Annotated in this window: 22 protein-coding genes; 16 read left to right on the forward strand and 6 right to left on the reverse strand. The window is 66.8% G+C overall.

The window, feature by feature from the left end; genetic code table 11:
* Positions 1–35: 35 nt before the first annotated feature.
* A complete protein-coding gene (locus ACWF99_RS24305) occupies positions 36–1,469 on the reverse strand; it encodes an RNA-guided endonuclease TnpB family protein (RefSeq protein WP_452537478.1) in 1,434 nt (477 codons plus the stop codon).
* A 79-nt stretch (positions 1,470–1,548) separates the two neighbouring features.
* Here ACWF99_RS24305 and coaD point away from each other — a divergent pair, with 79 nt between their 5' ends.
* A complete protein-coding gene (gene coaD / locus ACWF99_RS24310) occupies positions 1,549–2,034 on the forward strand; it encodes a pantetheine-phosphate adenylyltransferase (RefSeq protein ID WP_056811926.1) in 486 nt (161 codons plus the stop codon).
* On the opposite strand, the gene ACWF99_RS24315 is transcribed toward coaD, so the two are convergent.
* A complete protein-coding gene (locus tag ACWF99_RS24315; RefSeq protein WP_452537479.1) occupies positions 2,031–2,576 on the reverse strand; it encodes a GtrA family protein in 546 nt (181 codons plus the stop codon). The genes coaD and ACWF99_RS24315 overlap by 4 nt on opposite strands.
* Before the next feature lie 252 nt (positions 2,577–2,828).
* On the opposite strand from ACWF99_RS24315, the gene ACWF99_RS24320 reads away from it, so the two are divergent.
* From ACWF99_RS24320 to ACWF99_RS24365, 10 genes are all read left to right on the forward strand, one after another.
* Positions 2,829–3,602 (forward strand): DivIVA domain-containing protein, encoded by a 774-nt coding sequence (locus ACWF99_RS24320; RefSeq protein ID WP_378626328.1) that lies wholly within the window; start codon positions 2,829–2,831, stop codon positions 3,600–3,602.
* 98 nt (positions 3,603–3,700) lie between these two features.
* Positions 3,701–4,306, forward strand: coding sequence for a YceD family protein (locus ACWF99_RS24325; protein WP_364401610.1), 606 nt, complete (start codon positions 3,701–3,703; stop codon positions 4,304–4,306).
* An 80-nt stretch (positions 4,307–4,386) separates the two neighbouring features.
* Complete coding sequence (rpmF, locus tag ACWF99_RS24330; RefSeq protein WP_040708879.1) at positions 4,387–4,569, forward strand: 50S ribosomal protein L32; 183 nt, start codon at positions 4,387–4,389, stop codon at positions 4,567–4,569.
* Between the two features lie 24 nt (positions 4,570–4,593).
* Positions 4,594–5,325, forward strand: coding sequence for a ribonuclease III (gene rnc, locus ACWF99_RS24335; protein ID WP_378626330.1), 732 nt, complete (start codon positions 4,594–4,596; stop codon positions 5,323–5,325).
* 3 nt (positions 5,326–5,328) lie between these two features.
* Positions 5,329–6,189, forward strand: a complete 861-nt coding sequence (mutM, locus tag ACWF99_RS24340) for a bifunctional DNA-formamidopyrimidine glycosylase/DNA-(apurinic or apyrimidinic site) lyase (protein WP_378626331.1) — start codon at positions 5,329–5,331, stop codon at positions 6,187–6,189.
* Positions 6,190–6,253: 64 nt separating this feature from the next.
* On the forward strand, positions 6,254–6,835 hold the full coding sequence (locus tag ACWF99_RS24345; protein ID WP_378626333.1) for a dihydrofolate reductase family protein: 582 nt from the start codon (positions 6,254–6,256) through the stop codon (positions 6,833–6,835).
* Between the two features lie 5 nt (positions 6,836–6,840).
* Entirely contained in the window at positions 6,841–7,878 is a 1,038-nt protein-coding gene (locus tag ACWF99_RS24350; RefSeq protein WP_452537480.1) for a PHP domain-containing protein, read from the forward strand.
* A 94-nt stretch (positions 7,879–7,972) separates the two neighbouring features.
* Positions 7,973–9,481 (forward strand): PstS family phosphate ABC transporter substrate-binding protein, encoded by a 1,509-nt coding sequence (locus ACWF99_RS24355; protein WP_452537481.1) that lies wholly within the window; start codon positions 7,973–7,975, stop codon positions 9,479–9,481.
* 285 nt (positions 9,482–9,766) lie between these two features.
* The gene (locus ACWF99_RS24360; protein WP_378628243.1) at positions 9,767–10,936 is read left to right on the forward strand and encodes a glycosyltransferase family 4 protein; all 1,170 of its coding nucleotides are present in this window, start codon (positions 9,767–9,769) and stop codon (positions 10,934–10,936) included.
* Complete coding sequence (locus ACWF99_RS24365) at positions 10,933–13,077, forward strand: amylo-alpha-1,6-glucosidase (RefSeq protein WP_378626337.1); 2,145 nt, start codon at positions 10,933–10,935, stop codon at positions 13,075–13,077. The genes ACWF99_RS24360 and ACWF99_RS24365 overlap by 4 nt, the downstream gene beginning before the upstream one ends.
* Before the next feature lie 53 nt (positions 13,078–13,130).
* On the opposite strand, the gene ACWF99_RS24370 is transcribed toward ACWF99_RS24365, so the two are convergent.
* The 4 genes from ACWF99_RS24370 to ACWF99_RS24385 form a co-directional block, all read right to left on the reverse strand.
* Positions 13,131–14,000 (reverse strand): potassium-transporting ATPase subunit C, encoded by an 870-nt coding sequence (locus ACWF99_RS24370; protein WP_452537482.1) that lies wholly within the window; start codon positions 13,998–14,000, stop codon positions 13,131–13,133.
* Between the two features lies 1 nt (position 14,001).
* On the reverse strand, positions 14,002–16,137 hold the full coding sequence (gene kdpB / locus ACWF99_RS24375) for a potassium-transporting ATPase subunit KdpB (RefSeq protein ID WP_452537483.1): 2,136 nt from the start codon (positions 16,135–16,137) through the stop codon (positions 14,002–14,004).
* 1 nt (position 16,138) lies between these two features.
* On the reverse strand, positions 16,139–17,809 hold the full coding sequence (gene kdpA, locus ACWF99_RS24380) for a potassium-transporting ATPase subunit KdpA (RefSeq protein WP_452537484.1): 1,671 nt from the start codon (positions 17,807–17,809) through the stop codon (positions 16,139–16,141).
* Positions 17,810–17,892: 83 nt separating this feature from the next.
* Complete coding sequence (locus ACWF99_RS24385; RefSeq protein ID WP_067449012.1) at positions 17,893–17,976, reverse strand: potassium-transporting ATPase; 84 nt, start codon at positions 17,974–17,976, stop codon at positions 17,893–17,895.
* A 273-nt stretch (positions 17,977–18,249) separates the two neighbouring features.
* On the opposite strand from ACWF99_RS24385, the gene ACWF99_RS24390 reads away from it, so the two are divergent.
* The 5 genes from ACWF99_RS24390 to ACWF99_RS24410 all read left to right on the forward strand — a co-directional run bounded on the left by ACWF99_RS24390 (position 18,250) and on the right by ACWF99_RS24410 (position 22,592).
* Entirely contained in the window at positions 18,250–18,414 is a 165-nt protein-coding gene (locus tag ACWF99_RS24390; RefSeq protein ID WP_378626342.1) for a hypothetical protein, read from the forward strand.
* Positions 18,411–20,933 (forward strand): ATP-binding protein, encoded by a 2,523-nt coding sequence (locus ACWF99_RS24395; RefSeq protein ID WP_452537485.1) that lies wholly within the window; start codon positions 18,411–18,413, stop codon positions 20,931–20,933. Before ACWF99_RS24390 ends, ACWF99_RS24395 begins: the two co-directional genes overlap by 4 nt.
* Before the next feature lie 121 nt (positions 20,934–21,054).
* A complete protein-coding gene (locus ACWF99_RS24400) occupies positions 21,055–21,726 on the forward strand; it encodes a response regulator (protein WP_378628245.1) in 672 nt (223 codons plus the stop codon).
* A 90-nt stretch (positions 21,727–21,816) separates the two neighbouring features.
* On the forward strand, positions 21,817–22,260 hold the full coding sequence (locus ACWF99_RS24405) for an OsmC family protein (RefSeq protein ID WP_378626344.1): 444 nt from the start codon (positions 21,817–21,819) through the stop codon (positions 22,258–22,260).
* The gene (locus ACWF99_RS24410) at positions 22,257–22,592 is read left to right on the forward strand and encodes an acylphosphatase (RefSeq protein ID WP_378626346.1); all 336 of its coding nucleotides are present in this window, start codon (positions 22,257–22,259) and stop codon (positions 22,590–22,592) included. Before ACWF99_RS24405 ends, ACWF99_RS24410 begins: the two co-directional genes overlap by 4 nt.
* Positions 22,593–22,742: the final 150 nt, after the last annotated feature.

Genomic DNA, 22,742 nt, shown 5'->3' on the forward strand with positions numbered 1-22,742 from the left:
CGTCCCGGACACCGCCCTTCTCGGGCGTCGTCGGTTCACGCCACAAGCGTGGCGTGAACCTCTGTTCCCGCGTCTCCCGGGACGGTTTCACCGACACCCACAGGGTGTCGGTCAGAGCCTTCCCGTCGGCGGACTTTGGTAACCCGGCCTCCTGCTCGGGGGTCCGGGGATCGTGAAAAGTCTTGTTCAATCGTCGGCCACAGTGCGAGGTTGACCGCCGCGTTGTGGTCCCGGTCAGCGCGAAACCCACATTCGCAAACGAACACGCGATCCGCCAACGACAGCGTCGGATTGGGTGCGCCACAGGCCGAGCACCGTTTACTCGATGGAAACCAACGATCCGCGACGGTGACCGTGCCACCGTGCCATGCCTGCTTGTAGACCAACAGTCGCGCGAAGTCGGCCCATCCGACGTCGTTGATCGCGCGGGCCAAACGACGGTTGCCGAGCATTCCCGCCACGTTCAAGTCTTCGACAACGAGCCGGTCGTGGGTCTTGACCAACTGGTTAGCAACCTGATGAGCGAAATGACGGCGAATATTGGCGACCTTGTGATGGTGGCGGGCCAGCCGGGCAACCGCCTGCCGATGGTTGCGGGACCCGCTCTGCTTCCGAGTCACCGACTTCGCCATCTGTCGTTGACGATCCAGCCCGGTAGTCAGTGGTTTGGGGGCGTTGGTGATGCGAGCGACCTCGGCACCGGTGGAGTTGGCGGCGACAGCGAACGCGGTCAAACCGCGGTCGATCCCGACCCAGCCACCGTGATCAGCGTGTTCCCGGGACCGGTGACGATGGGCCGTGTGGAGATCAGATGCTTCGACGGTCAGGCTGATCCACCAGCGTCGCACCCGATAGGTGACGGTGACGTAGAGGATCCTCGCCCGGTCTTTGGTAAGCATCCGCCGCAACCGACGGGTGTCCTCGCGCACCCGGATCGCGCCGATCCCAGGCAACGCCACTGACCGAGCGCACCCCTGGTCACCGACTCGGATCGACGCTCGCCCCGACTTGGCGGGTTTGTTACGGATCCGGAATGCCGGGACGGTTTTACCCTTCTTCTTGAACCGGGGAAACCCGACCCGTTTACCCGCGTGTTTGCCGGTTCTGGAATCAGAGAACGCGGCCAGCGCGCGACCGCAGTCGACGGCGGCTTCCTCGAAAACTTGCTGAGACACCTGGGCACGCCATGCCAACCCGGTTACCTGTACTTCGGTGACCCCAGCCGCATCGACAGTGAAGACCCGTCCTGCGGCTTCGGTCTTCTTCCAGGTGTTGAACGTTTTGATCAGGTCGAACCGAGTCCATGGGACCGGATGTGCTGGGCGGGTTTTGCGTTGGGTGAGAGCGGTTTTCACGAAGTCGAGGCTCTGGTTGAACGCGAATCGGGCCGCACCGGCATGCCTTGCGAGCATGTCGGATTGCTCGACTGTGGGGTCGAGGCAATATCGGAATGTCGTGTGGCGGCTCATCATCTACGAGTGTGACACGCACCACCGACACTGAATGACGAGCCGCCCGGCACGGGCCGTCTCAGATAGTCTCTGAGGTATGGCTGCAGCACTGTGCCCCGGCTCCTTCGACCCGGTCACCAACGGTCACCTCGACGTGTTCGCTCGCGCGGCCGCCCAGTTCGACGAGGTGATCGTCACCGTCAACGTGAACCCCAAGAAGCAGGGCATGTTCACCGTCGAGGAGCGCATGGAACTGCTGCGCGAATCCGTCGCCCACCTGCCGAATGTGCGCGTCGCCTCCTGGCAGGGCCTCACGGTGGACTTCGCCAAGCAGGAGGGGATCAGTGCGATCGTCAAGGGCCTGCGTGACGCGGGAGACTTCGGCTACGAGCTGCAGATGGCCCAGATGAACCACAAACTGGCCGGCGTGGACACCTTCTTCATCGCCACCAACCCGTCGCTGAGCTTCCTGTCCAGCTCGCTGGTCAAGGAAGTGGCGGCCTACGGCGGCGACGTGAGCGACATGCTCCCGCCCGCTGTCCACAAGCGTCTGCTGGACCGCCTGGCCGAGCGCAAGGGCTAGGAAGTCGCGGGCAGGCGGAACAGTCCACGCAGGGCGAGGAATCGCATGCCGCCGACCGCGGCGGTGATGGCCAGGACCGTCAGTGCCTGCGTGATGTCACCCAGTCCGGGTGCCCAGAAATCCAGTCCGGCCAAACACGCGGTGGTGATCGCGAGTCCGATCAACGCGATCCCGCCACCTTCCCACTGCGCCGTGAACCAGGTGACCCGGTCGGTGGCGTGGAACGTGAGCTGACGGTGGAATTCGTTGGCGATGACCGTGCTGACCACCGATCCGGCCACATTGGCGATCAGCGGGCCGATGCCGTGCATCGCGAAGAACAGCAGCACATAGGCGATATTGCTCGAGCCGCCGACGAGGGCGAAGCGGAAGAGCTGGGGAAGCGCGCGATCGCCGCGCAGGTACGTGAGCGCGCCCTCGAACTGCGGGCTTAGCGCGGGTGCGACTTCACTCGGCGTCACCACGGGGAACGGACCGGTCCAGGGAGTGAACATGCCCGCGACGTGCGACACCGGACTCCTAGGAGTTTCCAGGAGGGTCATGTTCGACTCCGATCCCAAATGAACAGACGTCGAGGAGTACAACAGCGAAAAAGTTGCGGTGCTTCCCGGCGGACGGCGTTGTCGTGCTTACCGATGGTAGCCGAAGTGGAGGGCTGCACTCCACTTGATATCTGTGCGATCTTGGACACTGTCGCGACACACCGCGACGACATTCGGCGCAGCCGCCCCGGACAGGCACACTGGGCGTCGGCGGTAGTGGTTTCGCCGTGAGTCCGCAGGAGGGTAGTGAGCATGTATCGCGTATTCGAAGCACTCGACGAACTGGTCGCCATCGTCGAAGAGGCGCGTGGCATCCCGCCGACCCGCAGTTGCATCGTGCCGCGCGGCGATGTCCTCGAGCTGCTCGACGACGTCCGCGACGCGCTGCCCGGTGAACTCGACGACGCCCAGGACGTGCTCGATCACCGCGACAAGATCGTCGGCGACGCCCGCAGCGGTGCCGAAACGACGGTCACCACGGCCAACGAGCAGGCACGCACCACCATCGACAAGGCGCGCGCCGAGGCCGATCGCATCCTCGCCGACGCCAAGGACCACGCCGACCGGATGGTCGCCGAGGCCACCGCCCACGCCGACCGCCTGGTGACGTCGGCTCAGGCCGAGGCCGATCAGGTCGTCGCCGACGGCAACGCCGAGTACGACGAGCTCACCGCTCGCGCCCAGATCGACGCCGACCGGGCCATCGAAGCGGGTAAGGCCTCCTACGAGCGTTCGGTCGCCGACGGGAAGGCCGAGCAGGCCCGCCTCGTCGCGCAGACCGAGGTCGTTCGGGTCGCGCACGCCGAATCCGCCCGTCTGATCGACGAGGCCCAGGCCGAGTCCGATCGGGTGCGCACCGAATGCGACGACTACGTCGACGAGCAGATGGCCGATTTCGGCAACAGGCTCGCATCCATGGAGGAGACGCTCAACACCACCCGGCGCTCGATCACCCGCGGCCGCCAGCAGATGCGCGGCGCACCGGCCGCCGAATACCCGGAATACGCTGCCGAGCACCGGCGCTGACCTGTCCTGGCGCCCAGCGCGCGTTTTGAGTTCCGGCGGGGTCCTGCCGTACTGTGGAGTGGTTGCCCATTATCCCCTCGACGGTAAGTGAGTCCGTGATGTCCGCCGGTTCCGGTTCGTCCGCGCGTCCACGCAAGACCAGTGGTCCTGTGTCGGAGGCGGGCTTTGTGCTGGATGTCCGCAATCTCGGCCGTCGGCCGGGAACCATGCGGGAGCTGCGTCGCACGGTCACCGACCACGAGCGGCTGGGTCTCGACCTGATCGCCATCCCGGCCGATGCCGAGGTGGAACTCGATCTGCAATTGCAGGCGGTCTCGGAGGGTGTGCTGGTCACCGGCACGGCGTCCGGGCCGACGGCCGGGGAGTGCTCGCGCTGCCTCGAACCGTTCGAGGACCAGGTGGAGATTCGTCTGACGGAGTTGTTCGCGTATCCGGACAGCACCACCGAGCAGACGACCGAGGATGCCGAGGTCTACCGCATGGAAGACGACCTCGTCGACCTCGAGCCGGTGATCCTCGACGCCATCGGGCTGGAGCTTCCGCTGCAGCCGCTGTGTTCGCCGGACTGCGCGGGCCTGTGCCCCGAGTGCGGTGTGCGGATGGCGATTGCGGGTCCTGATCATGGGCATGAGATACTGGACCCTCGCTGGGCGAAGTTGGCGAATTTTGCCACTGACGAGCCCGGTACCGGCGACCCCGCCTGAGGGTTCCACCACCAAGACCAAACCGCTGCCGCGGCATCTGATGCCGGTGTAGTCAGCGAAAACCAAGAGGAGAAGTAGCCGTGGCTGTTCCCAAGCGTCGGATGTCGCGTTCCAACACCCGGTCGCGGCGCAGCCAGTGGAAGGCCACCGCGCCGACCCTGGTCACCTGCCCGAACCGCGCGTGTGGTGAGAAGACCCTCCCGCACATCGCGTGCCCGTCCTGCGGCACCTACAAGGGCCGCCAGGTCACCTCTGCAGTCTGATCGTTGTAGATCATTCCTAGCAACGTGACAGCCAGTAAAGACAATGTAGGCGCGGCGGATCACGCCAGCCTGCTCACCGCCCTCGGTGTCGACGTACGACCGGAGCTTCTGCGCCTAGCGCTGACGCACCGGTCGTACGCGTACGAGAACGGCGGTTTGCCGACCAACGAGCGCCTGGAATTCCTCGGCGACTCGGTACTCGGCCTCAGCATCACCGAGCGCCTGTATACCGAGCATCCGGAGAAGTCCGAGGGTGAACTCGCGAAACTGCGCGCCAGCGTGGTGAACATGCACGCGCTCGCCGAGGTGGCGCGTGGTCTCGGCGACGGCGGACTCGGCCAGTATCTGTTGCTCGGTAAGGGCGAAGAGCTCACCGGTGGCCGCGACAAGCCGAGCATCCTCGCCGACGGCATGGAGTCGTTGCTCGGTGCGGTGCACCTCGAGCACGGCATCGAAACCGCGCGCGGTGTGGTGCTGCGGCTGTTCGCCGATCTGCTCGAGCGCGGCCCCCGCATGGGCGCCGGCCTCGACTGGAAGACCAGCCTGCAGGAGCTCACCGCCGAACGTGGTCTCGGTGTGCCCGCCTACGAGATCACCTCCACCGGACCGGACCACAACAAGGAGTTCACCGCCACCACGGTGATCGCCGGTCATCCGTACGGTTCGGGCATCGGCCGGTCCAAGAAGGAAGCCGAGCAGAAGGCTGCCGGTACGGCCTACAAGGCGTTGACCGCCGAATCCACAGACAACGCCTGACCCGTGCCCGAACTGCCCGAGGTCGAGGTTGTCCGGCGCGGTCTCGCCGATCACGCCGTCGGCCGGGCGATCGATACCGTCACCGTCACCCACCCGCGGGCCGTGCGCAGGCACGCCGCGGGTGGTGCTGATCTGGCGGCCCGGCTCACCGGGTTGCGGATCGACTCCGCGCAGCGCCGCGGGAAGTATCTCTGGCTCACCTTCGACGAGCCTGACACCGCACTGGTCGTGCATCTGGGCATGAGCGGTCAGATGCTGGTGCAGCCCGCCGACGCTCCCGTCGAGAAGCACGCGCATATCCGGGCAGTGCTCGGTGACGGCGCCGAATTGCGCTTCGTCGATCAGCGCACCTTCGGCGGCTGGGCGCTGGCCGACCTCGTCGAGGTGAACGGGACCGTGGTGCCCGATTCCGTCGCCCATATCGCCCGCGATCCGCTCGACCCACTGTTCGATCGCGAGGCCGTGGTCGCGGCCATCCGCGCCAAGAACACCGAGATCAAACGAGTGCTGCTCGACCAGACGGTCATCTCGGGCATCGGCAATATCTACGCCGACGAAGCACTGTGGCGGGCCGGACTGCACGGCACCCGCGTCGCCGCCGAACTCACCCGCCCGGTCGTGCGTACCCTGCTCGACGGGGTCAGCGCGGTCATGACCGAAGCGCTGGCCGTCGGTGGCACCTCCTTCGACGCCCTGTACGTGAATGTGAACGGCGAATCCGGCTATTTCTCCCGGTCACTGGCCGCTTACGGGCGTGAGGACGAACCGTGCGATCGGTGTGCGACGCTGCTGGTACGGGAACAGTTCATGAATCGGTCGTCGTTTTCCTGTCCGAAGTGTCAACGGAAGCCGCGCCGCCGCTGATCCGGGCACGCTAACGTTTCCTCTGACAGGTCGTGACAGACCGGGTCCGTGCAGGGAGGACGTTATGCGCAAGCTGACCTATTTCGTGGCATCGACAATCGACGGTTTCATCGCCGCCGAGGACGGAACGCTGGACTTCTTCCCGGTAGGCGGTGATCACGGGCCCGCGATCATCTCGCAGTACCCGGAAACCCTGCCCACCAAGGTGCGCGAGGCGCGCGGGATCGCGGCGGGCAACATCTACTTCGACACCGTGATCATGGGCCGCAAGACCCACGACTTCGGGGTACGCACCGGCACCGCCAGCCCGTACGAGCACCTGCGCCAGTACGTGGTGTCCACGACGCTGCCCGAATCGCCCGCGCCCGGGGTGGAATTGATCGCCGAGGATCCGGTCGCCGCGGTGCGTGAGCTCAAACGCGAAGACGGACTGGGGATCTGGCTCTGCGGTGGCGGTGAACTGGCGCAGGCGCTGCTGCCCGAGATCGACCAGGTGTTCCTGAAGCTGCACCCGGTGGTCCTCGGCACCGGCAGGCCGCTGTTCGGCGGCGGGGCGAAACTGCCCGCGCCGGAGAAGTTCCGGGTGATCACCAGCCGGGTGTACGCCGACGGCGTCGCGTTCCTCAAGTACGGCCGGATCAAGTAGCCGCGATGACATCGGCGGCGAGTCCGGGTCCGGTGGCGGCACTGCGCGAGGTCGGGTTCTGGCTCGAACGCGGTCGTGCCGAAACACACCGGGTGAAGGCTTACCGCCGGGCCGCCGATGTCGTCGCCGGGCTCGCCGAGGACGAGGTGGCCACGCGCGCACGCGAACACAGTTGGCGTGAGCTCGCCGGAATCGGGCCCAAGACGGCGGCCATCATCGAGCAGGCATGTGCCGGTGAGGTTCCCGGCTATCTTGCCGAGCTCCGCGCACAGGCGAAGCCGATCGCGCCCGCGGGCGAGGAACTGCGCAAGGCGCTGCGCGGTGATCTGCACACCCACTCGGACTGGTCCGACGGGGGAAGCCCGATCGCCGAGATGATGGGCGTCGCGGCCGCGCTCGGCCACGAATACTGTGCGCTGACAGACCATTCGCCGCGTCTCAAGGTCGCCAACGGCCTGTCCGCCGACCGGCTGCTGCGCCAACTCGACGTGATCGCCGAACTCAACGAGCAGATGGCGCCGTTTCGCATCCTCACCGGAATCGAGGTCGACATCCTCGACGACGGCACCCTCGACCAGCGGGCAGATCTGCTCGAACGCCTGGATGTCGTTGTCGCCAGCGTGCACTGGCACCTGCGCGACGACAGCGACACCATGACCAAGCGCATGGTCTACGCCGTCGCGAACCCCCATGTCGATATCCTGGGCCACTGCACCGGTCGCCTGGTGGAAGGGTCTCGCGGCACCCGTCCGGAGTCGTCGTTCGACGCCGAACTCGTCTTCGAAGCCTGCCGTCGCTACGGCACCGCCGTCGAGATCAACAGCCGCCCCGAACGCCGTGATCCACCCGGGCGTTTGATCGAGCTGGCCGTCGAGATGGACTGCTTGTTCTCCATCGACACCGACGCGCACGCGCCGGGCCAGCTGGCCTGGCAGGGGTACGGATGCGAGCGCGCGCTGGCGCACGGGGTGACGGCTGAGAAGGTGATCGATACCTGGCCGGTCGAGGAGCTGCTCGCCTGGTGTTCGGAATCGAATGGGTGAAGTCTTGCCCAACAACTGATTTCGATCTCCGATCGGCCGAATTTCGCCTGGTACACATCAACTCGCTGATCGAACTTGTTTAGTGGGGGGATTGATGGATATTCCGGTGGAGCTCATCCTGTCCGCGATCGGCCTCGTAGTGGCCTCGGCGGCGTTCGTTCGCGAATTCGTCCTGGTCGGGCGGCGTCGGCTGGGGTACCGCTTCCAGATGGACACGCCGGTGACCGGCGAGACGGACACCGCGTCGCTGGTCGGCGCCTTGGCCAATCTGAGCACCCCGGAAGCCGGTGGGCCACAGTTGGACCTGTCCAAGCTGTCGGTCGTGCTGGTCCGCATCGAGAACAGCGGCACGCTCGCCATCGACCCCGACGACTACACGATGAGTGGAACCGATCCACGTGTCGGACTTCATGTCACGTTCCCCGGCCGTGAGGTCATCGGTCTGGCGGTGACCGAGCTGGACGGGCCGCTCTCCGACAATCTCGGCCCCGGATCGGGCATCGGCAAGCGGGCCAGAGGCGAGGGCGAGAACTTCGCCGGCATCATCGATCTGCCGAAGGTGCAGCTCGAACGACGCCAGCACTACAAGATTCTGGCGGTGCTGAAGCGGGTACACGGTGACGGGGAGCCGGCGGAACCGGTGCTGACCGGCCGGGTCAAGCGGGGCAAGGTCGTCGAGACCACGAGTCACTCCGGCCCGTCGAAGAAACTGATGGCGCTGACGGGATTCCTGGTCGCGCTGATCGCGGTGCAAGCGGTACTCGCCCTGCAACCGGACCCGCCACCGCGTGACTGCGCGGAGGGTGAGCTCACCCTGGTCGGTTCCACCGCGATGGCGCCGATGATTCGCACGGCCGCGCAGAACTACGCAAAGACCTGCACCGGAGCGAAATTCACCTTCGACTTCGCGGGAACCTCCAACGGGCTCGTCGAGCTGGTCCAGACCGGCCCGACGCAGGAGATGCTCGCGATCAGCGATGGTCCCAAGGGCAACGGCTTCGACAAACTGATCGAGTATCAATTGGCTCTCAGTTCCTTCTCGATCGTGACCCACCCGGGTGTCGAGCTGCCGAATCTCACGACGCAGCAGGTCCGTGATCTGTACCGGGGAAACATCAAGAACTGGAACCAGATCGGTGGGCCCGATCAGCCGGTGGTGCTGATCGACCGGGAGGCGGGTTCCGGTACCCGAACGGCGCTCGAGAATCGGTTGCTCGAAGGTAACCGAAAGGTGTTCCCGTTCATCCCGTGCGCCGGAAGGCCATCGGAGGGCGAACAATGCGAGGTCAAGACCACCGAGGGGGTGGCATCGTTCGTCGCGCGGACCCCCGGCGCGGTGGGGTACATGGAGACTTCGGCGGTCAGCGGCGAGGTGAAACTCGTCGCGCTGGACGGGGTCAGCGCGTCGGAGGACACCATGAAGATGCGGACATACCCGCTCACGGTGGTGGAGTACGCCGATACACACGGGCAGGTGGCCGGTGATTCGCTAGCGGCTCAGTTCATCGACTACCTGATGCACGGTCAGGGCAGGGCCACTATTCGGGAGTTCGGCAATATTCCGTGCCTCGATTCGGTTGGACAGGCAATCTGTACGCCGTAGACCGCCTCTGACCGCGTAATCTCCTGCCGTGGTAGGGAATCGATATAGAACATTTCCAGCAACACGCTGGTTTACTCTGCGGTAGCGGGGTACGTTCCTTGACGGCCCCTCTGTTCAGACGGGCACCCGAAACGGTGCGCATCGCGTCTGGCCAGGCCAACCATGCCCCATGGACGGCGGTGAAGCTCTCGTCTCCACCTCCGCCGAGGCGGCCATCTCTTGTTCGCGCAAGTGTTGCGAGGTTGCGTCCCTGGAAGGAAGGTCATGAGTACAGACACGTCGGCAATGTCGCCGACCGGTTTGTCCGCGTCCGATCTCTATTCGATCGATCACCACGGTGGTCCCCTGCGGATCGCGATGGTTGTTCCACCGTATTTCGACGTTCCACCCAAGGCCTACGGCGGCGTCGAGGCCGTAGTCGCCGATCTGGTCGACTCCCTGTGTGAGCGCGGCCATCACGTCACCCTGTTCGGTGCGGGTGTCGACGGTACCCAGGCGGATTTCGTTCCGCTGTGGGACCGGATCCAGCCCGAACGGCTGGGCGACCCGTTCCCGGAAATCGTGCACGCGCTGCGGGTACGCCGCGCCATCGAGCGGCTGGCCGATACCGAAGGCATCGACCTGGTCCACGACCACACGTTCGCAGGCCCGCTGAACGCGCCCGCCTACGCCAATCTCGGGCTGCCGACAGTGGTCACCGTGCACGGCCCGGTGCAGGACGACTGCTACCGCTATTACAAGGAACTGGGCGAGGAGTGCTCGCTCGTCGCGATCAGCGACCGTCAGCGCGCGCTGGCGCCCGATCTGCCGTGGGCGGGCCGGGTCCACAACGCGCTGCGTCCTGATCAGTGGCCGTTCCAGACCGAGAAGCAGGACTACGCGCTGTTCCTCGGCCGGTTCAGCGACGACAAGGGCCCGCATCTGGCGCTGGACGCCGCCCACGCCGCCGGCATGCCGCTGATCCTGGCGGGCAAGTGCAGTGAGCCGCCGGAGAAGGCCTATTTCGAGAAGTTCGTGCAGCCGCGGATGACCGATCAGGATCAGATGTTCGGTCTCGCCGACGCGGCCGCCAAGCGTAAGCTGCTCTCCGGAGCTAAGTGTCTGCTGTTCCCCATTCGATGGGAGGAGCCGTTCGGCATGGTGATGATCGAGGCGATGATCTGCGGTACGCCGGTGGTCGCGTTGCGTGGCGGTGCGGTGAGCGAAGTGGTGGTCGACGGGGTGACCGGGCGGATCTGTGACGATCCGGCCGAGTTGCCCGAGGCCATCGCCGAAGTTCAGACCTACGATCCTGCGGTCTGCCGCAAGCACGTGGTCGACAACTTCAGCGCCGACACCCTCGGCCGCGGCTACGAGCAGGTGTACCGGGAACTGCTCGCCCGCACCACGATCGGGTACGACACCGCGTATGCGATGCCGATGCCCGTCGGGGTGGCGGCCAACGGGCGCGCATGAGCACCGACAGCGCCTCGGCGCCGAGCCCCCTCAACGCGGGGGAACCCGCGGGGCTCGGTGGCGGCGGCGGCAACATCACCCTTGTCGAAGGCGGCACATTCTGCCTGTCCGACCGGCTCGGCGATATCGAGCCGGGTAAGCCGCAGGGCCTGTTCTTCCGTGACGCCAGGGTGATCTCGCGCTGGGAGCTGATGATCGACGGCAAACGGCCCGAGGCGCTGTCGGTGTTGAGCCCGGAGGCTTTCGCGGCACGGTTCGTGCTACGCAGGCCGCCGCAACAGGGTCGGGCCGACAGCACCCTGCTCGTGGTGCGCGATCGGCTCGTCGCCGAGGGCATGCACGAGCTGATCACGCTGGAGAACATGAGCCGTGAGGCGACAGCGGTGGTGCTCGAACTGCACGTCGACGCCGATTTCGTCGACCTGTTCGCGGTGAAGGAAGGCCGGACCCACGGGCGCCGGGCGGAGATGACCACCACCGACGGTGAATTGCTGCTGCACGACCGCGCCGATCTGTCGCGTGGGCTCGCGCTCACCTCGACCGTCGAGCCGATGGTGTTGCCCGGCACCATGATCTGGCGGGTCGTGGTCCCCGCGGGCGGACGCTGGCAGACCGAGATCACCGCCCAGCCGGCGGGCGCCGCGCAACGCCCGCAGATCGCGGGGACACCGGGCGAGCGATATCGGGCCAGCGAGCCCGTGCGCAAGATCCAGGCCTGGCGAGCCACCGCCACCGATATCTCCGCGGATTCGGGCCTGCTCAACCAGATCCTGCGGCGCACCGAAAGCGATCTCGGCGCCTTGCAGATCCACACCGATTCGGGCACCAACCGGCCCTTCGTGGCCGCGGGTGCGCCGTGGTTCATGACGCTGTTCGGCCGGGACTCCCTGCTCACGGCGTGGATGTCGCTGCCACTGGAAACCGATCTGGCACTGGGCACTTTGCAGCAGTTGGCCGAATTGCAAGGGCAGACGATCGATCCTCTCGTCGAAGAGGAGCCGGGCCGGATCATGCACGAGATGCGGCGCGGTCCCTCGGTCGGGCAGGTGCTGGGCGGACAGATCTATTACGGAACCGTCGACGCCACACCGCTTTTCGTGATGCTGCTCGCCGAATGTCTGCGATGGGGCGCGGATCCGGCGTCGATCGCCACCCTGCTGCCCGCGGCCGACGCCGCGATCAGCTGGATCACCGATTTCGGTGACCGCGACGACGACGGTTTCGTCGAATACGTGCGCGCCACCGATCGCGGCCTGATCAATCAGGGCTGGAAGGACAGTTTCGACGGAATCAACGACGCCGCGGGACATATCGCCGAGGCCCCGATCGCGCTGGCCGAGGTCCAGGGATATGTGTACGCGGCGTTCCTGGCCCGTGCGGAGCTCGCCGACCAGTTCGACGACCCCGAGCTGGCCGTGCGAATGCGGGAGCGGGCCGACGAGTTGCGAACCAAGTTCGCCGAACAGTTCTGGCTACCCCATTACGGGTGGTACGCGGTGGCCTTGGACGGACGTAAACGGCAGGTCGACGCGCTGACCAGCAATGCGGCACACTGTCTGTGGTCGGGCATCGCGACCGACGAGCACGCCGAGATCCTCATCCGCAATCTGTCCCGGGCGGAGATGGATTCGGGCTTCGGGCTGCGGACGTTGGCTTCCGATATGGGCGCCTACAACCCGATGAGTTACCACTGTGGGTCGATCTGGCCGCACGACACGGCGATCGCTGTCGCCGGGTTGATGCGATACCAGCATGTGCCGGGCGCGGTGGAACTGGCGACGAAGCTGTCGGGTGGTCTGCTCGATGCCGCCGCGGCGTTCGACGGCCGGTTGCCCGAACTGTTCTGTGGCTTCCCGCGTGCGAGATTCGCTGCGCCCGTGCCGTATCCGACGTCGTGTTCGCCCCAGGCCTGGGCCAGTGCGGCACCGTTGCTGCTGGTTCGGTCGTTCCTCGGGCTCGATCCCGATGTGCCGGCCAGGACATTGACGCTGCGGCCGCAGATTCCCCCGGCCTGGGGGTGTGTGCGGATGTCGGAGTTCCGGCTCGGCGACGGGGTGACGGTGGATCTCGAGGTGTGCGGCTCGGCGGTGACCGTGACGGGCTTGCCCGAGGGCTGGGCTCTGATCACCGACGAGGAGTAGAGCGCGGAATCGGGGCCGCAACCTGCGATGGTTGCGGCCCCGATTGCTGTGCTTCAGCCCGTGAACGGGTAGCGGGCGTCGAGATCGAGGTTGAGTTCGACGACGTTCACCCGTGGCTCACCGAGGAATCCGAGCGTGCGCCCGTCGGTGTGCGCGGCGAGTAGTTCGCGCACCTGGGCGGCGGTGATGCCGCGCGCCTTCGCGACCCGCTCGACCTGGATGGCCGCGTACTCGGGGGAGATGTGCGGGTCGAGTCCGCTGCCGCTCGCGGTGACCGCGTCGGCGGGGACCGTGGCCTCGGCCGGTGCGTCGCCGAGGATCGGGATGATCCGGCCGACGGCGTAGTCCTCGCCCTCCTTCGCGCACTCCACGGGGACACCGCGGAAGGTGGTCAGGAACGGTCGCGCGGGGCAGAGTTCGTTGACACTGACCACCTGCACCGGCTGCGACACATCACCGTCCGCGTCACGCGGCCCGATCACCGAGAGCGCGGCGCCCACACCACTTTTCGTGCAGAACCGGCGGGCGCCGTCGACCCCCTCACGGTCGCCGACCTCCTTCGACCGGGTGCACACGGTGGTGAGCAGGCTGGTGCGGTCGGCGGTGTCGACGATGTCCTCCGGGCCGAGATTGCTCGCGGCAGTGGACAGTGGGTCGTAGCCCTCGCCCGCGGCCGAGGGACGGCTCTGGAAATACTGCGTCATCGCCTTGCCGTCGGCATCGGTGAAGGACTGCCCGATCAGGCTGGAGCCCACCAGTTCTCCGTCCCGCTCGAGGAGCGAGCCTTCGGCGTTCTCGTTGAGCCCCGGCAGCTGGGCGATCGCGAAAACAGCGACGGGATAGACGATTCCGGTGATCACGGTCAGCACGAGCAGGGCGCGCAGCGCGGCCAGGTGCTGCCGGATCCAGGTCGACATGCGCATTTCAGGCCATCCCGGGGAGAAGTTGGACGAGCAGATCGATGAGCTTGATCCCGGCGAACGGCGCGATGATGCCGCCGAGGCCGTAGATCGTCAGGTTGCGGCTCAACAGCGCCGAGGCATTGCTCGCCCGGTAGTTGACACCGCGCAGCGCAAGCGGGATGAGCGCCACGATGATGATCGCGTTGAAGATGACCGCGGACAGGATCGCCGACTGGGGGCTGGCCAGGCGCATGATGTTGAGTGCGTCCAGACCGGGGAACAGGGCCACGAACAGCGCGGGGATGATCGCGAAGTACTTGGCGATGTCGTTGGCGATGGAGAACGTGGTGAGCGCGCCACGGGTGATCAGCAACTGCTTGCCGATCTCCACGATCTCGATCAACTTGGTCGGATCCGAGTCCAGATCGACCATGTTGCCCGCCTCTTTGGCGGCCGAGGTGCCGGTGTTCATGGCCACGCCCACGTCGGCCTGGGCGAGCGCGGGGGCGTCGTTGGTGCCGTCGCCGGTCATCGCGACCAGGCGGCCGCCGTCCTGTTCGGACTTGATCAGGGCGAGCTTGTCCTCCGGCGTGGCTTCGGCGAGGAAGTCGTCCACACCCGCCTCGTCGGCGATCGCCTTGGCGGTCAACGGGTTGTCGCCGGTGATCATCACGGTGCGGATGCCCATGCGGCGCATCTCGTCGAAGCGTTCCCGCATGCCGTGTTTGACCACGTCTTTGAGATGGATCACCCCGAGCAGTCGTGGTGTGCCGTCGCGGAGCTCACCGACCATCAGCGGGGTGCCACCGGAGGCGGAGACGCCGTCGACGATCGCGGCTGCCTCGCTCGGAATCGAACCACCCTGGGTGCGAACCCAGTCGGTGACAGCGCCGGCCGCGCCCTTGCGCAGCTGGTGCCCGTCGGCGAGGTCGACACCGGACATGCGGGTCTGTGCGGTGAACTCGATCCACGTCGCGCCCGGCAGTTCTCCCGCGCTGCGTTCGCGCTTGTTGAACACCTCCTTGGCGAACACGACGATCGAGCGGCCCTCCGGTGTTTCGTCGGCGAGGCTCGACAGTTGTGCCGCGTCGGCCAGTTCGTCGTCGAGAACGCCGGGCACCGGGATGAATTCGGCGGCTTGCCGGTTGCCGAGGGTGATGGTGCCGGTCTTGTCGAGCAGCAGGGTGTTCACATCGCCCGCCGCTTCGACCGCGCGACCGGACATGGCCAGCACATTGCGTTGCACGAGGCGGTCCATGCCCGCGATGCCGATGGCCGAGAGCAGCGCGCCGATGGTGGTCGGGATGAGGCAGACCAGCAGCGAGACCATCACGATGCCGGTGATCCCGTGCGCGTCCAGCGCCGACGTGTCCGGCACGCCGGGGTTGTTCGACTTGGCGAAGATCGCCAAGGGTTGCAGGGTCGCCACCGCGAATACGAAGATGATCGTGAGCGCGGCCAGCAGGATGTTGAGCGCGATCTCGTTGGGCGTCTTCTGTCTGCTCGCGCCTTCGACGAGCGCGATCATCTTGTCGATGAAGCTGGCGCCCGGCTCCTGGGTGATCTCGACGACGATCCGGTCCGAGAGCACCGTGGTGCCGCCGGTGACCGCGCAGCGATCGCCGCCGGATTCGCGGATGACCGGTGCGGATTCACCCGTGATGGCCGATTCGTCGACGGACGCGATGCCTTCGACGACGTCACCGTCGCCGGGGACGACCTGACCGGCCTCCACGACCACGAAGTCACCGCGCCGCAGTTCCGTGGCGGCGACGCGCTCTTCGATGATCCGGCCGCCGGGTGTCCAGTCCGCCAGACGACGAGCGACGGTGTCGGTCTTGGCTTTTCGCAGCGTGTCTGCCTGCGCTTTGCCGCGCCCTTCGGCGACGGCCTCGGCCAGATTGGCGAACACGACGGTGAGCCACAGCCAGACGACGATGGCCCAGGCGAAGAAGGTCGGGTCGCCGATCGCCAGGATCGTCGACCACACCGCGCCGATCTCCACGATCAGCATGACCGGGTTCTTCCACAGGGTGCGTGGGTCGAGCTTGCGGACCGCGTCGGGCAATGAGGTGAGCAGCAGCTTCGGGTCGAGGACGCCCTTGCGCACGCCCTTGGTCCGCGGCGTGACCGTGGGTTGGAGTGTGGGAGTTGTCATGTCAGTGGATTCCTTCGGCGAGCGGCCCGAGCGCGAGAGCGGGCAGGAAGGTGAGCGCGACCAGGATCACCGTGACGCCGACGACCATGCCGACGAACTGCGGCCGGTGCGTCGGCAGCGTGCCGATCGACGCGGGAGTGGTGCCCTGGCGTGCCAGCGATCCGGCCAACGCCAGCACGAAGATGATCGGCAGGAACCGCCCGAACACCATCGCCAGACCGAGCGCGGTGTTGAACCACTCGGTGTTGCCGGTGAGGCCGGCGAAGGCCGAACCATTGTTGTTGGCCGCGGAGGTGAAGGCGTACAGCACTTCCGAGAGTCCGTGCGGGCCGCTGTTGAGCATGCTCGCCCGCTGCCCCGGCAGTGCCATCGCGACGGACGTGCCGATCAGCACGATCAGCGGGCTCACCAGGAAATAGGAAGCGGCCAGCTTGATTTCGCGCGGAGTGATCTTCTTGCCGAGGTACTCGGGCGTGCGACCGACCATCAGACCGGCCACGAACACCGTGATCACCGCCAGGATCAGCATGCCGTACAGACCGGAGCCGACACCGCCGGGCGCCACCTCGCCCAGCTGCATGTTGAACATCGTCATCATGCCGCCGAGGCTGGTGTAGGAATCGTGGAACGAGTTCACCGCGCCGGTCGAGGTGAGGGTGGTCGCGCCGGCGAAGGTGGCCGAATCGGCCACGCCGAACCGGGTTTCCACGCCTTCCATCGACGCCCCGATCGCGGTCGGCACCGTGCCATGGGCCCGCAGCTGGAAGAAGTTGGTCAGCGTGATGCTGGTCAGGGCGATCGTTCCCATCACCGCCACGATCGCGTAGCCCTGCTTGGTGCTGCCGACCATCCGCCCGAACGTGCGCGGCAACGAGAACGCGATCACCAGGAGCAGGAAGATCTCCAGGAAGTTCGTCCACGTGCTCGCGTTCTCGAACGGGTGCGCGGAGTTGGCGTTGTAGAAGCCGCCACCGTTGGTGCCCAGCTCCTTGATGACCTCCTGGCTCGCGACCGGACCACCGGTCAGGGTCTGCTGCGCGCCGCCGACGGTCTGGGCGACCTGATCGTGCAGGTGGAAGTTCTGGATGACGCCACCGGCGACCAGCACGATCGCGAAGACGAACGCGATCGGCAGCAGGATGCGCAGGGTGCCGCGCACCAGGTCGACCCAGAAATTGCCCAGCTCACCGGTGTGGCGGCGGGCGAAACCGCGCACCAGGGCCACCGCCACCGCCATGCCGACGGCCGCGGAGACGAAATTCTGCACGGCCAGACCGGCCATCTGCACCAGGTGTCCCTGGGTGGACTCGCCGGAGTAGTTCTGCCAGTTGGTGTTGGTGACGAAGCTGACCGCGGTGTTCCACGCCAGCGCCGGGGTCATCTCGGTGCCCGGGTCGTTCAGGTGCAGCGGCAGCGCGCCCTGGACCAGCTGGAAGAAGAACAGGAACAGGATGCCCACGGCGGAGAACGCCAGCACACTGCGCGCGTAGATCGGCCAGGTCTGCTCGACCTCGGGCTTCGCGCCGATGGCACGGTAGATCAGCCGTTCGACGCGAGAGTGCTTGCCGGCGTTGTACACCCGGAACATGTAGTCGCCGAGCGGTACATGCACCAGGGCCAGCGTGATCACCAGGGCCGCCACGAAGGCGATGCCCGCGGTTGTCGTGTTCACCTAGAACCTCTCGGGGAAGAGCAACGCCGCGACCATGAAGACGGCGACGAGAACGGCCAGGACCAGACCGACAAGGTTCGCGATCACAGCTTCTCCACCCCCCGCTGGATCAGGCCCAGCAGCGCGAAGATCGCCACGGTGAGCACCGTGAACACCACGACAGACATTTCCAACCTCCTCGACGCCCCGAGGTGAAGCGCCGAGGTGAGTGAAACGCCGATTTCGGGCTCGGCGCGGTTTCCTTACGACTCCTTAGCGCCCTGCGGCGCCGCCTTTGCGGAATGTTGACGCACGCGGCCGTGCGGATGCCGTCAAAGCGGGGCCGATAGCCGTCAACACTCCGTAAAGATCGAGATCAGGCGAATTCCGGCGCGGTAGACAGTGATGTACCGGCAGGCGAAAGGCGCCGCCGGACCCAGTTCGCGGAAAGTGAGATCGCGGTGTCTGTTGTGACCCTTGCGGTGATCGGAGGTTTCGTCGGATCGCTGCTGTTGATCCGGGTGCTCGGTCGGCACAGCAGCGCGCACGCACCGATGGTGAGCGTCGGTGTGTTGCCGGTGCGACCGCCGGTTCCGGCGCGCAGGCACGCGATGATGGACCGGTGAAACGCGGACAACTGCGCATCTACCTCGGTGCGGCGCCGGGCGTGGGCAAGACCTACGCCATGCTCGGCGAAGCGCATCGGAGGTCCGAACGCGGCCGCGATGTGGTGGCGGCCGTCGTGGAGACGCACGGGCGCAAGAAGACCGCCGAACTGCTGGACGGCATCGAGCGCATTCCGCCCAAAACGGTTTCCTATCGAGGGACCGAGCTACCCGAACTCGATGTCGACGCGGTGCTCGCGCGCAAGCCCGCGGTGGTGCTGGTCGACGAGCTGGCGCACACGAACGCACCGGGCAGCGTGCACGAGAAGCGCTGGCAGGACGTGGAGCAACTCCTGGCTGCGGGTATCGACGTGATCTCCACGGTGAACGTGCAGCACCTCGAGAGCCTCAACGATGTGGTCCAGCAGATCACGGGCATCGAGCAGCGCGAGACGGTGCCCGACGCGGTGGTGCGCGGCGCCGATCAGGTGGAACTGGTCGACCTGACACCGGAGGCGTTGCGGCGCAGGCTTTCCCACGGCAATGTCTACGCCGCCGACAAGGTCGACGCGGCGCTGCGCAACTATTTCCGCCCCGGCAATCTCACGGCGCTGCGCGAACTGGCGCTGCTGTGGCTGGCCGACCAGGTCGACGCGGCGCTGGCCAGATACCGGGCCGACCACAAGATCACCGAGTTGTGGGAGGCGCGCGAGCGCGTCGTCGTCGCGGTCACCGGTGGTCCCGAATCGGAGACGGTGGTGCGCCGGGCCGGGCGGATAGCGTCCAAGTCCAGTGCCGACCTGGTCGTCTTGCACGTGGTGCGCGGCGACGGGCTGGTCGGGGTGTCGACCGAGCGGATGACCAAGCTGCGCGATCTCGCCGCCGGTCTCGGCGCCTCGCTGCACACAGTGACCGGTGACGACGTGCCTTCCGCGCTGCTCGATTTCGCGCGTGAGGTCAACGCCACCCAGCTGGTGCTCGGCACCTCGCGACGCTCGCGCTGGGCGCGAATGCTCGACGAGGGCATCGGCTCCACCGTGGTGCAGCGCTCGGGCAAGATCGATGTGCACATGGTGACCCACGAGGAGGCCGGCCGCGGGGTGCGCAGGCATTGGCTGCGTCCGCGGCGGCCGGTGAGCGCGTGGCTCGCGGCCGTGGTCGTGCCGGTCCTGGTGAGCGTGATCTGCGGGGTGTTCCTCGACGGGTGGTTGCAGCTGGGCGGGCTCAGCGCGATGTTCTTCGTCGGGGTGGTCGCGGTCGCGCTGTTCGGCGGTGTCGTCCCCGCCGGTTTGTCGGCGTTGCTGTCGGGGTTGCTGCTGAACTGGTACTTCACCGACCCGCGCTTCAGCTTCACCATCGCCGAGCCGGACAACTTCGTCACCGTGGTCGTGCTGCTCATCGTCGCGGTGGCTGTGGCGGCGCTGGTCGACGTCGCGGCCAAGCGAACACTGCAGGCGCGCAAGGCATCGCGGGAAGCGGAGCTGCTGACGATGTTCGCGGGATCCGTGCTGCACGGCGCCGACCTGCCCAACCTGCTCGAGCAGGTTCGCGAAACCTATGGCCAGCGCGCGGTGAGCGTGCGGTGCGGGGATCAGATCGTCGCCGCGGTCGGTACAGACCCACCGACGCGTCCGGCCGATGCCGAGACCGTCATCGAAGCTGGAGACGCGCAGAGCCATTTGCTGCTGGCCGGGCGGTCGATCGACTCCACCGACCGGCCGGTGCTCAACGCCGTCGCCAACCAGGCGGTCGGGCTGGTGCGTCAGGCTCGGTTGGCCGAGGAAGCCAGTGCCGCGGCGGCGCTCCTGGAAGCCGACCGGCTGCGCCGCGCGCTGCTGTCGGCGGTCAGCCACGATCTGCGCACCCCGCTGGCCGGTGCGAAAGCGGCCGTGTCCAGCCTGCGCAGCGACGACATCGAATTCTCGGCCGAGGACACCGGCGAATTGCTGGAAGCGATCGAGGAGTCTGTCGACCAGCTGACCGCGCTGGTGGGTAATCTGCTCGACTCCTCGCGACTGGCGGTCGGCGTCGTGACGCCGCAGCTGCGACAGGTGTACATGGACGAGGCGGTGCATCGCGCGCTGGTCAGCGTCGGCATGGGCACCCGCGGCCTGCGCCGGGCGGCGATGGACCGGGTGAAGGTCGAGGTCGGTGAGGTGTCCGTGCTCGCCGACAGCGGCCTGCTCGAACGCGTGCTGGCCAACCTGATCGACAACGCCCTGCGGCATTCCGGTCGCGAATCGCCCGTGCGGGTCACCGCCGAACACGACGGCGAGCGAGTGTCGATCGCGGTCGTCGACATCGGCCCCGGCGTCCCGTCGGGCACCGAGGAGCAACTGTTCGAACCCTTCCAACGCCTCGGCGACCGCGACAACACCACCGGCGTCGGCCTCGGCCTGTCAGTCGTCCGCGGCTTCGTCGAAGCGATGAGCGGCACCGTGCACGCCGAGCCGACCCCAGGCGGTGGTCTGACGATGCTCGTCGACCTACCGTCCGGCACACCCGCAGCGGTGCCAGAAGCCGACTCCCGAGGAAAGTGAGCACATGGGTAACTCATCGGGGACGGGCGAACCAGTCGACGCGCAGGACGGTCGGCCGCCGACGCTGCGTGACGACGCGCGTGAGTCCGGCTCGAAGACGCGGGGAGGCAGCACAGTCAAGGTGCTGGTGGTCGATGACGAGCCGCAGATCGTGCGAGCTCTGCGCATCAACCTGTCCGTACGCGGCTACGAGGTGATCACCGCGGGCAACGGGGCCGCCGCCTTGCGCGCCGCCGCCGAGAAGCATCCCGACGTCGTCATTCTCGATCTGGGCCTGCCGGATCTGGACGGGATCGAGGTGCTGGCCGGACTGCGCGGGTGGACATCCGCGCCGGTGATCGTTCTGTCGGCGCGCACGGATTCCGCCGACAAGGTCGAGGCGCTCGACGCGGGCGCCGACGACTATGTCACCAAACCGTTCGGGATGGACGAACTGCTGGCTCGGCTGCGGGCGGCGGTTCGGCGTGGGGCCAGCGCGACCGACGCCGCCGAACCGGTGGTGGTCACCGACTCGTTCACCGTCGACCTCGTCGCCAAGAAGGTCACCAAGCAGGGTGCGCCGGTGCACCTGACGCCCACCGAGTGGGGCATGCTCGAGATGCTGGTGCGCAATCGCGGAAAGTTGGTGGGGCGCAAGGAATTACTGCGTGAGGTGTGGGGGCCTGCCTATGCGACCGAGACCCACTACCTGCGCGTCTACCTCGCGCAGTTGCGGCGCAAGCTCGAGGACGATCCGGCCAACCCGCGCCATCTGCTCACCGAGGCGGGGATGGGATACCGCTTCCAGGAATGAGCGTGCGCCCGGTCACGTGCCCGGAATGCCGGGAGTGGCGTGGACGTTCCCAGGCGTGGATCGTCCTCGAGCGAATGGCAGGATCAAGGCATGGCTGAGCAGACCGCACCCGTGAACAATGCCCCGACCGAACTGTGGGTCGAGCGCACCGGAACCCGCGCCTACACCGGGCGCAGCAACCGCGGCGCGGAGGTCTTGATCGCCTCCCAGGGTGTTCCCGGTGCCTTCACTCCCGGTGAACTGCTCAAGATCGCCCTCGCCGGGTGCACCGGGCTCAGCTCCGACCTGCCGTTGTCGCGTCGTCTCGGCGACGAGTTCGACGCCACCATCCGCGTCTCCGGTGACGCCGACCGGGAGAACGAGCTCTACCCGCAGCTCGACGAGGTCCTCGAACTGGATCTGTCCGAACTCGACGAGGCCGCCCGCGAACGACTACTGGTCACCGTGCAGCGTGCCGTCGACAAGGTGTGCACCGTGGGTCGCACGCTCAAAGCGGGCACCAAGGTGACGTTGACGTTCAACATCGACGCATGAGCGAGGAGCCGGTTCGGCTGAGCGCGTGGGTGCACGGGTACGTGCAGGGCGTGGGATTCCGGTGGTGGACGCGGTCGCGCGCACTGGAACTCGGCCTGGTCGGCTACGCGCGCAACCATCGCGACGGTCGCGTCCACGTTGTCGCCGAAGGGCCACGAACGGCGGGCGAGAAATTGCTGGAACTGCTACGGTCCGGCGAAGCGCCCGATAGCTCTCGCGCCATCGGGCACGCGACACATGGTCTGTCCGGGCGTGCTCCTGGGCGGGTGGACCTGGTTGTGGAAAGCTGGGAGCCCGCGCGGGGCGACCTGACCGGATTCGAGGAGCGCTAGTGGTGACTTCGGGGGCTAGGGGGCGGCAGCGGTGAGCACACAGAACCCCGGACCGCCCGATCGACCGGAACAACCCTCGAACGGCGAGCCGGGCAGGTCCCCGTGGACGCCACCCGATCCCGGCGCGGGATGGTCCGCACCGGATGCGGG

This window comes from Nocardia sp. NPDC055002 (assembly GCF_053608825.1).

Bases quoted from the DNA above. Each gene is read 5' to 3' on its own strand.
- coaD (WP_056811926.1), top strand. From the start codon at position 1,549: ATGGCTGCAGCACTGTGCCCCGGCTCCTTCGACCCGGTCACCAACGGT.
- ACWF99_RS24345 (WP_378626333.1), top strand. From the start codon at position 6,254: ATGCGCAAGCTGACCTATTTCGTGGCATCGACAATCGACGGTTTCATC.
- ACWF99_RS24360 (WP_378628243.1), top strand. From the start codon at position 9,767: ATGTCGCCGACCGGTTTGTCCGCGTCCGATCTCTATTCGATCGATCAC.
- ACWF99_RS24410 (WP_378626346.1), top strand. From the start codon at position 22,257: ATGAGCGAGGAGCCGGTTCGGCTGAGCGCGTGGGTGCACGGGTACGTG.
- ACWF99_RS24405 (WP_378626344.1), top strand. From the start codon at position 21,817: ATGGCTGAGCAGACCGCACCCGTGAACAATGCCCCGACCGAACTGTGG.
- ACWF99_RS24370 (WP_452537482.1), bottom strand. From the start codon at position 14,000: ATGCGCATGTCGACCTGGATCCGGCAGCACCTGGCCGCGCTGCGCGCC.
- ACWF99_RS24315 (WP_452537479.1), bottom strand. From the start codon at position 2,576: ATGACCCTCCTGGAAACTCCTAGGAGTCCGGTGTCGCACGTCGCGGGC.
- ACWF99_RS24305 (WP_452537478.1), bottom strand. From the start codon at position 1,469: ATGAGCCGCCACACGACATTCCGATATTGCCTCGACCCCACAGTCGAG.
- ACWF99_RS24385 (WP_067449012.1), bottom strand. From the start codon at position 17,976: ATGTCTGTCGTGGTGTTCACGGTGCTCACCGTGGCGATCTTCGCGCTG.
- ACWF99_RS24325 (WP_364401610.1), top strand. From the start codon at position 3,701: ATGTCCGCCGGTTCCGGTTCGTCCGCGCGTCCACGCAAGACCAGTGGT.
- ACWF99_RS24350 (WP_452537480.1), top strand. From the start codon at position 6,841: ATGACATCGGCGGCGAGTCCGGGTCCGGTGGCGGCACTGCGCGAGGTC.
- ACWF99_RS24355 (WP_452537481.1), top strand. From the start codon at position 7,973: ATGGATATTCCGGTGGAGCTCATCCTGTCCGCGATCGGCCTCGTAGTG.
- ACWF99_RS24365 (WP_378626337.1), top strand. From the start codon at position 10,933: ATGAGCACCGACAGCGCCTCGGCGCCGAGCCCCCTCAACGCGGGGGAA.
- kdpB (WP_452537483.1), bottom strand. From the start codon at position 16,137: ATGACAACTCCCACACTCCAACCCACGGTCACGCCGCGGACCAAGGGC.
- ACWF99_RS24320 (WP_378626328.1), top strand. From the start codon at position 2,829: ATGTATCGCGTATTCGAAGCACTCGACGAACTGGTCGCCATCGTCGAA.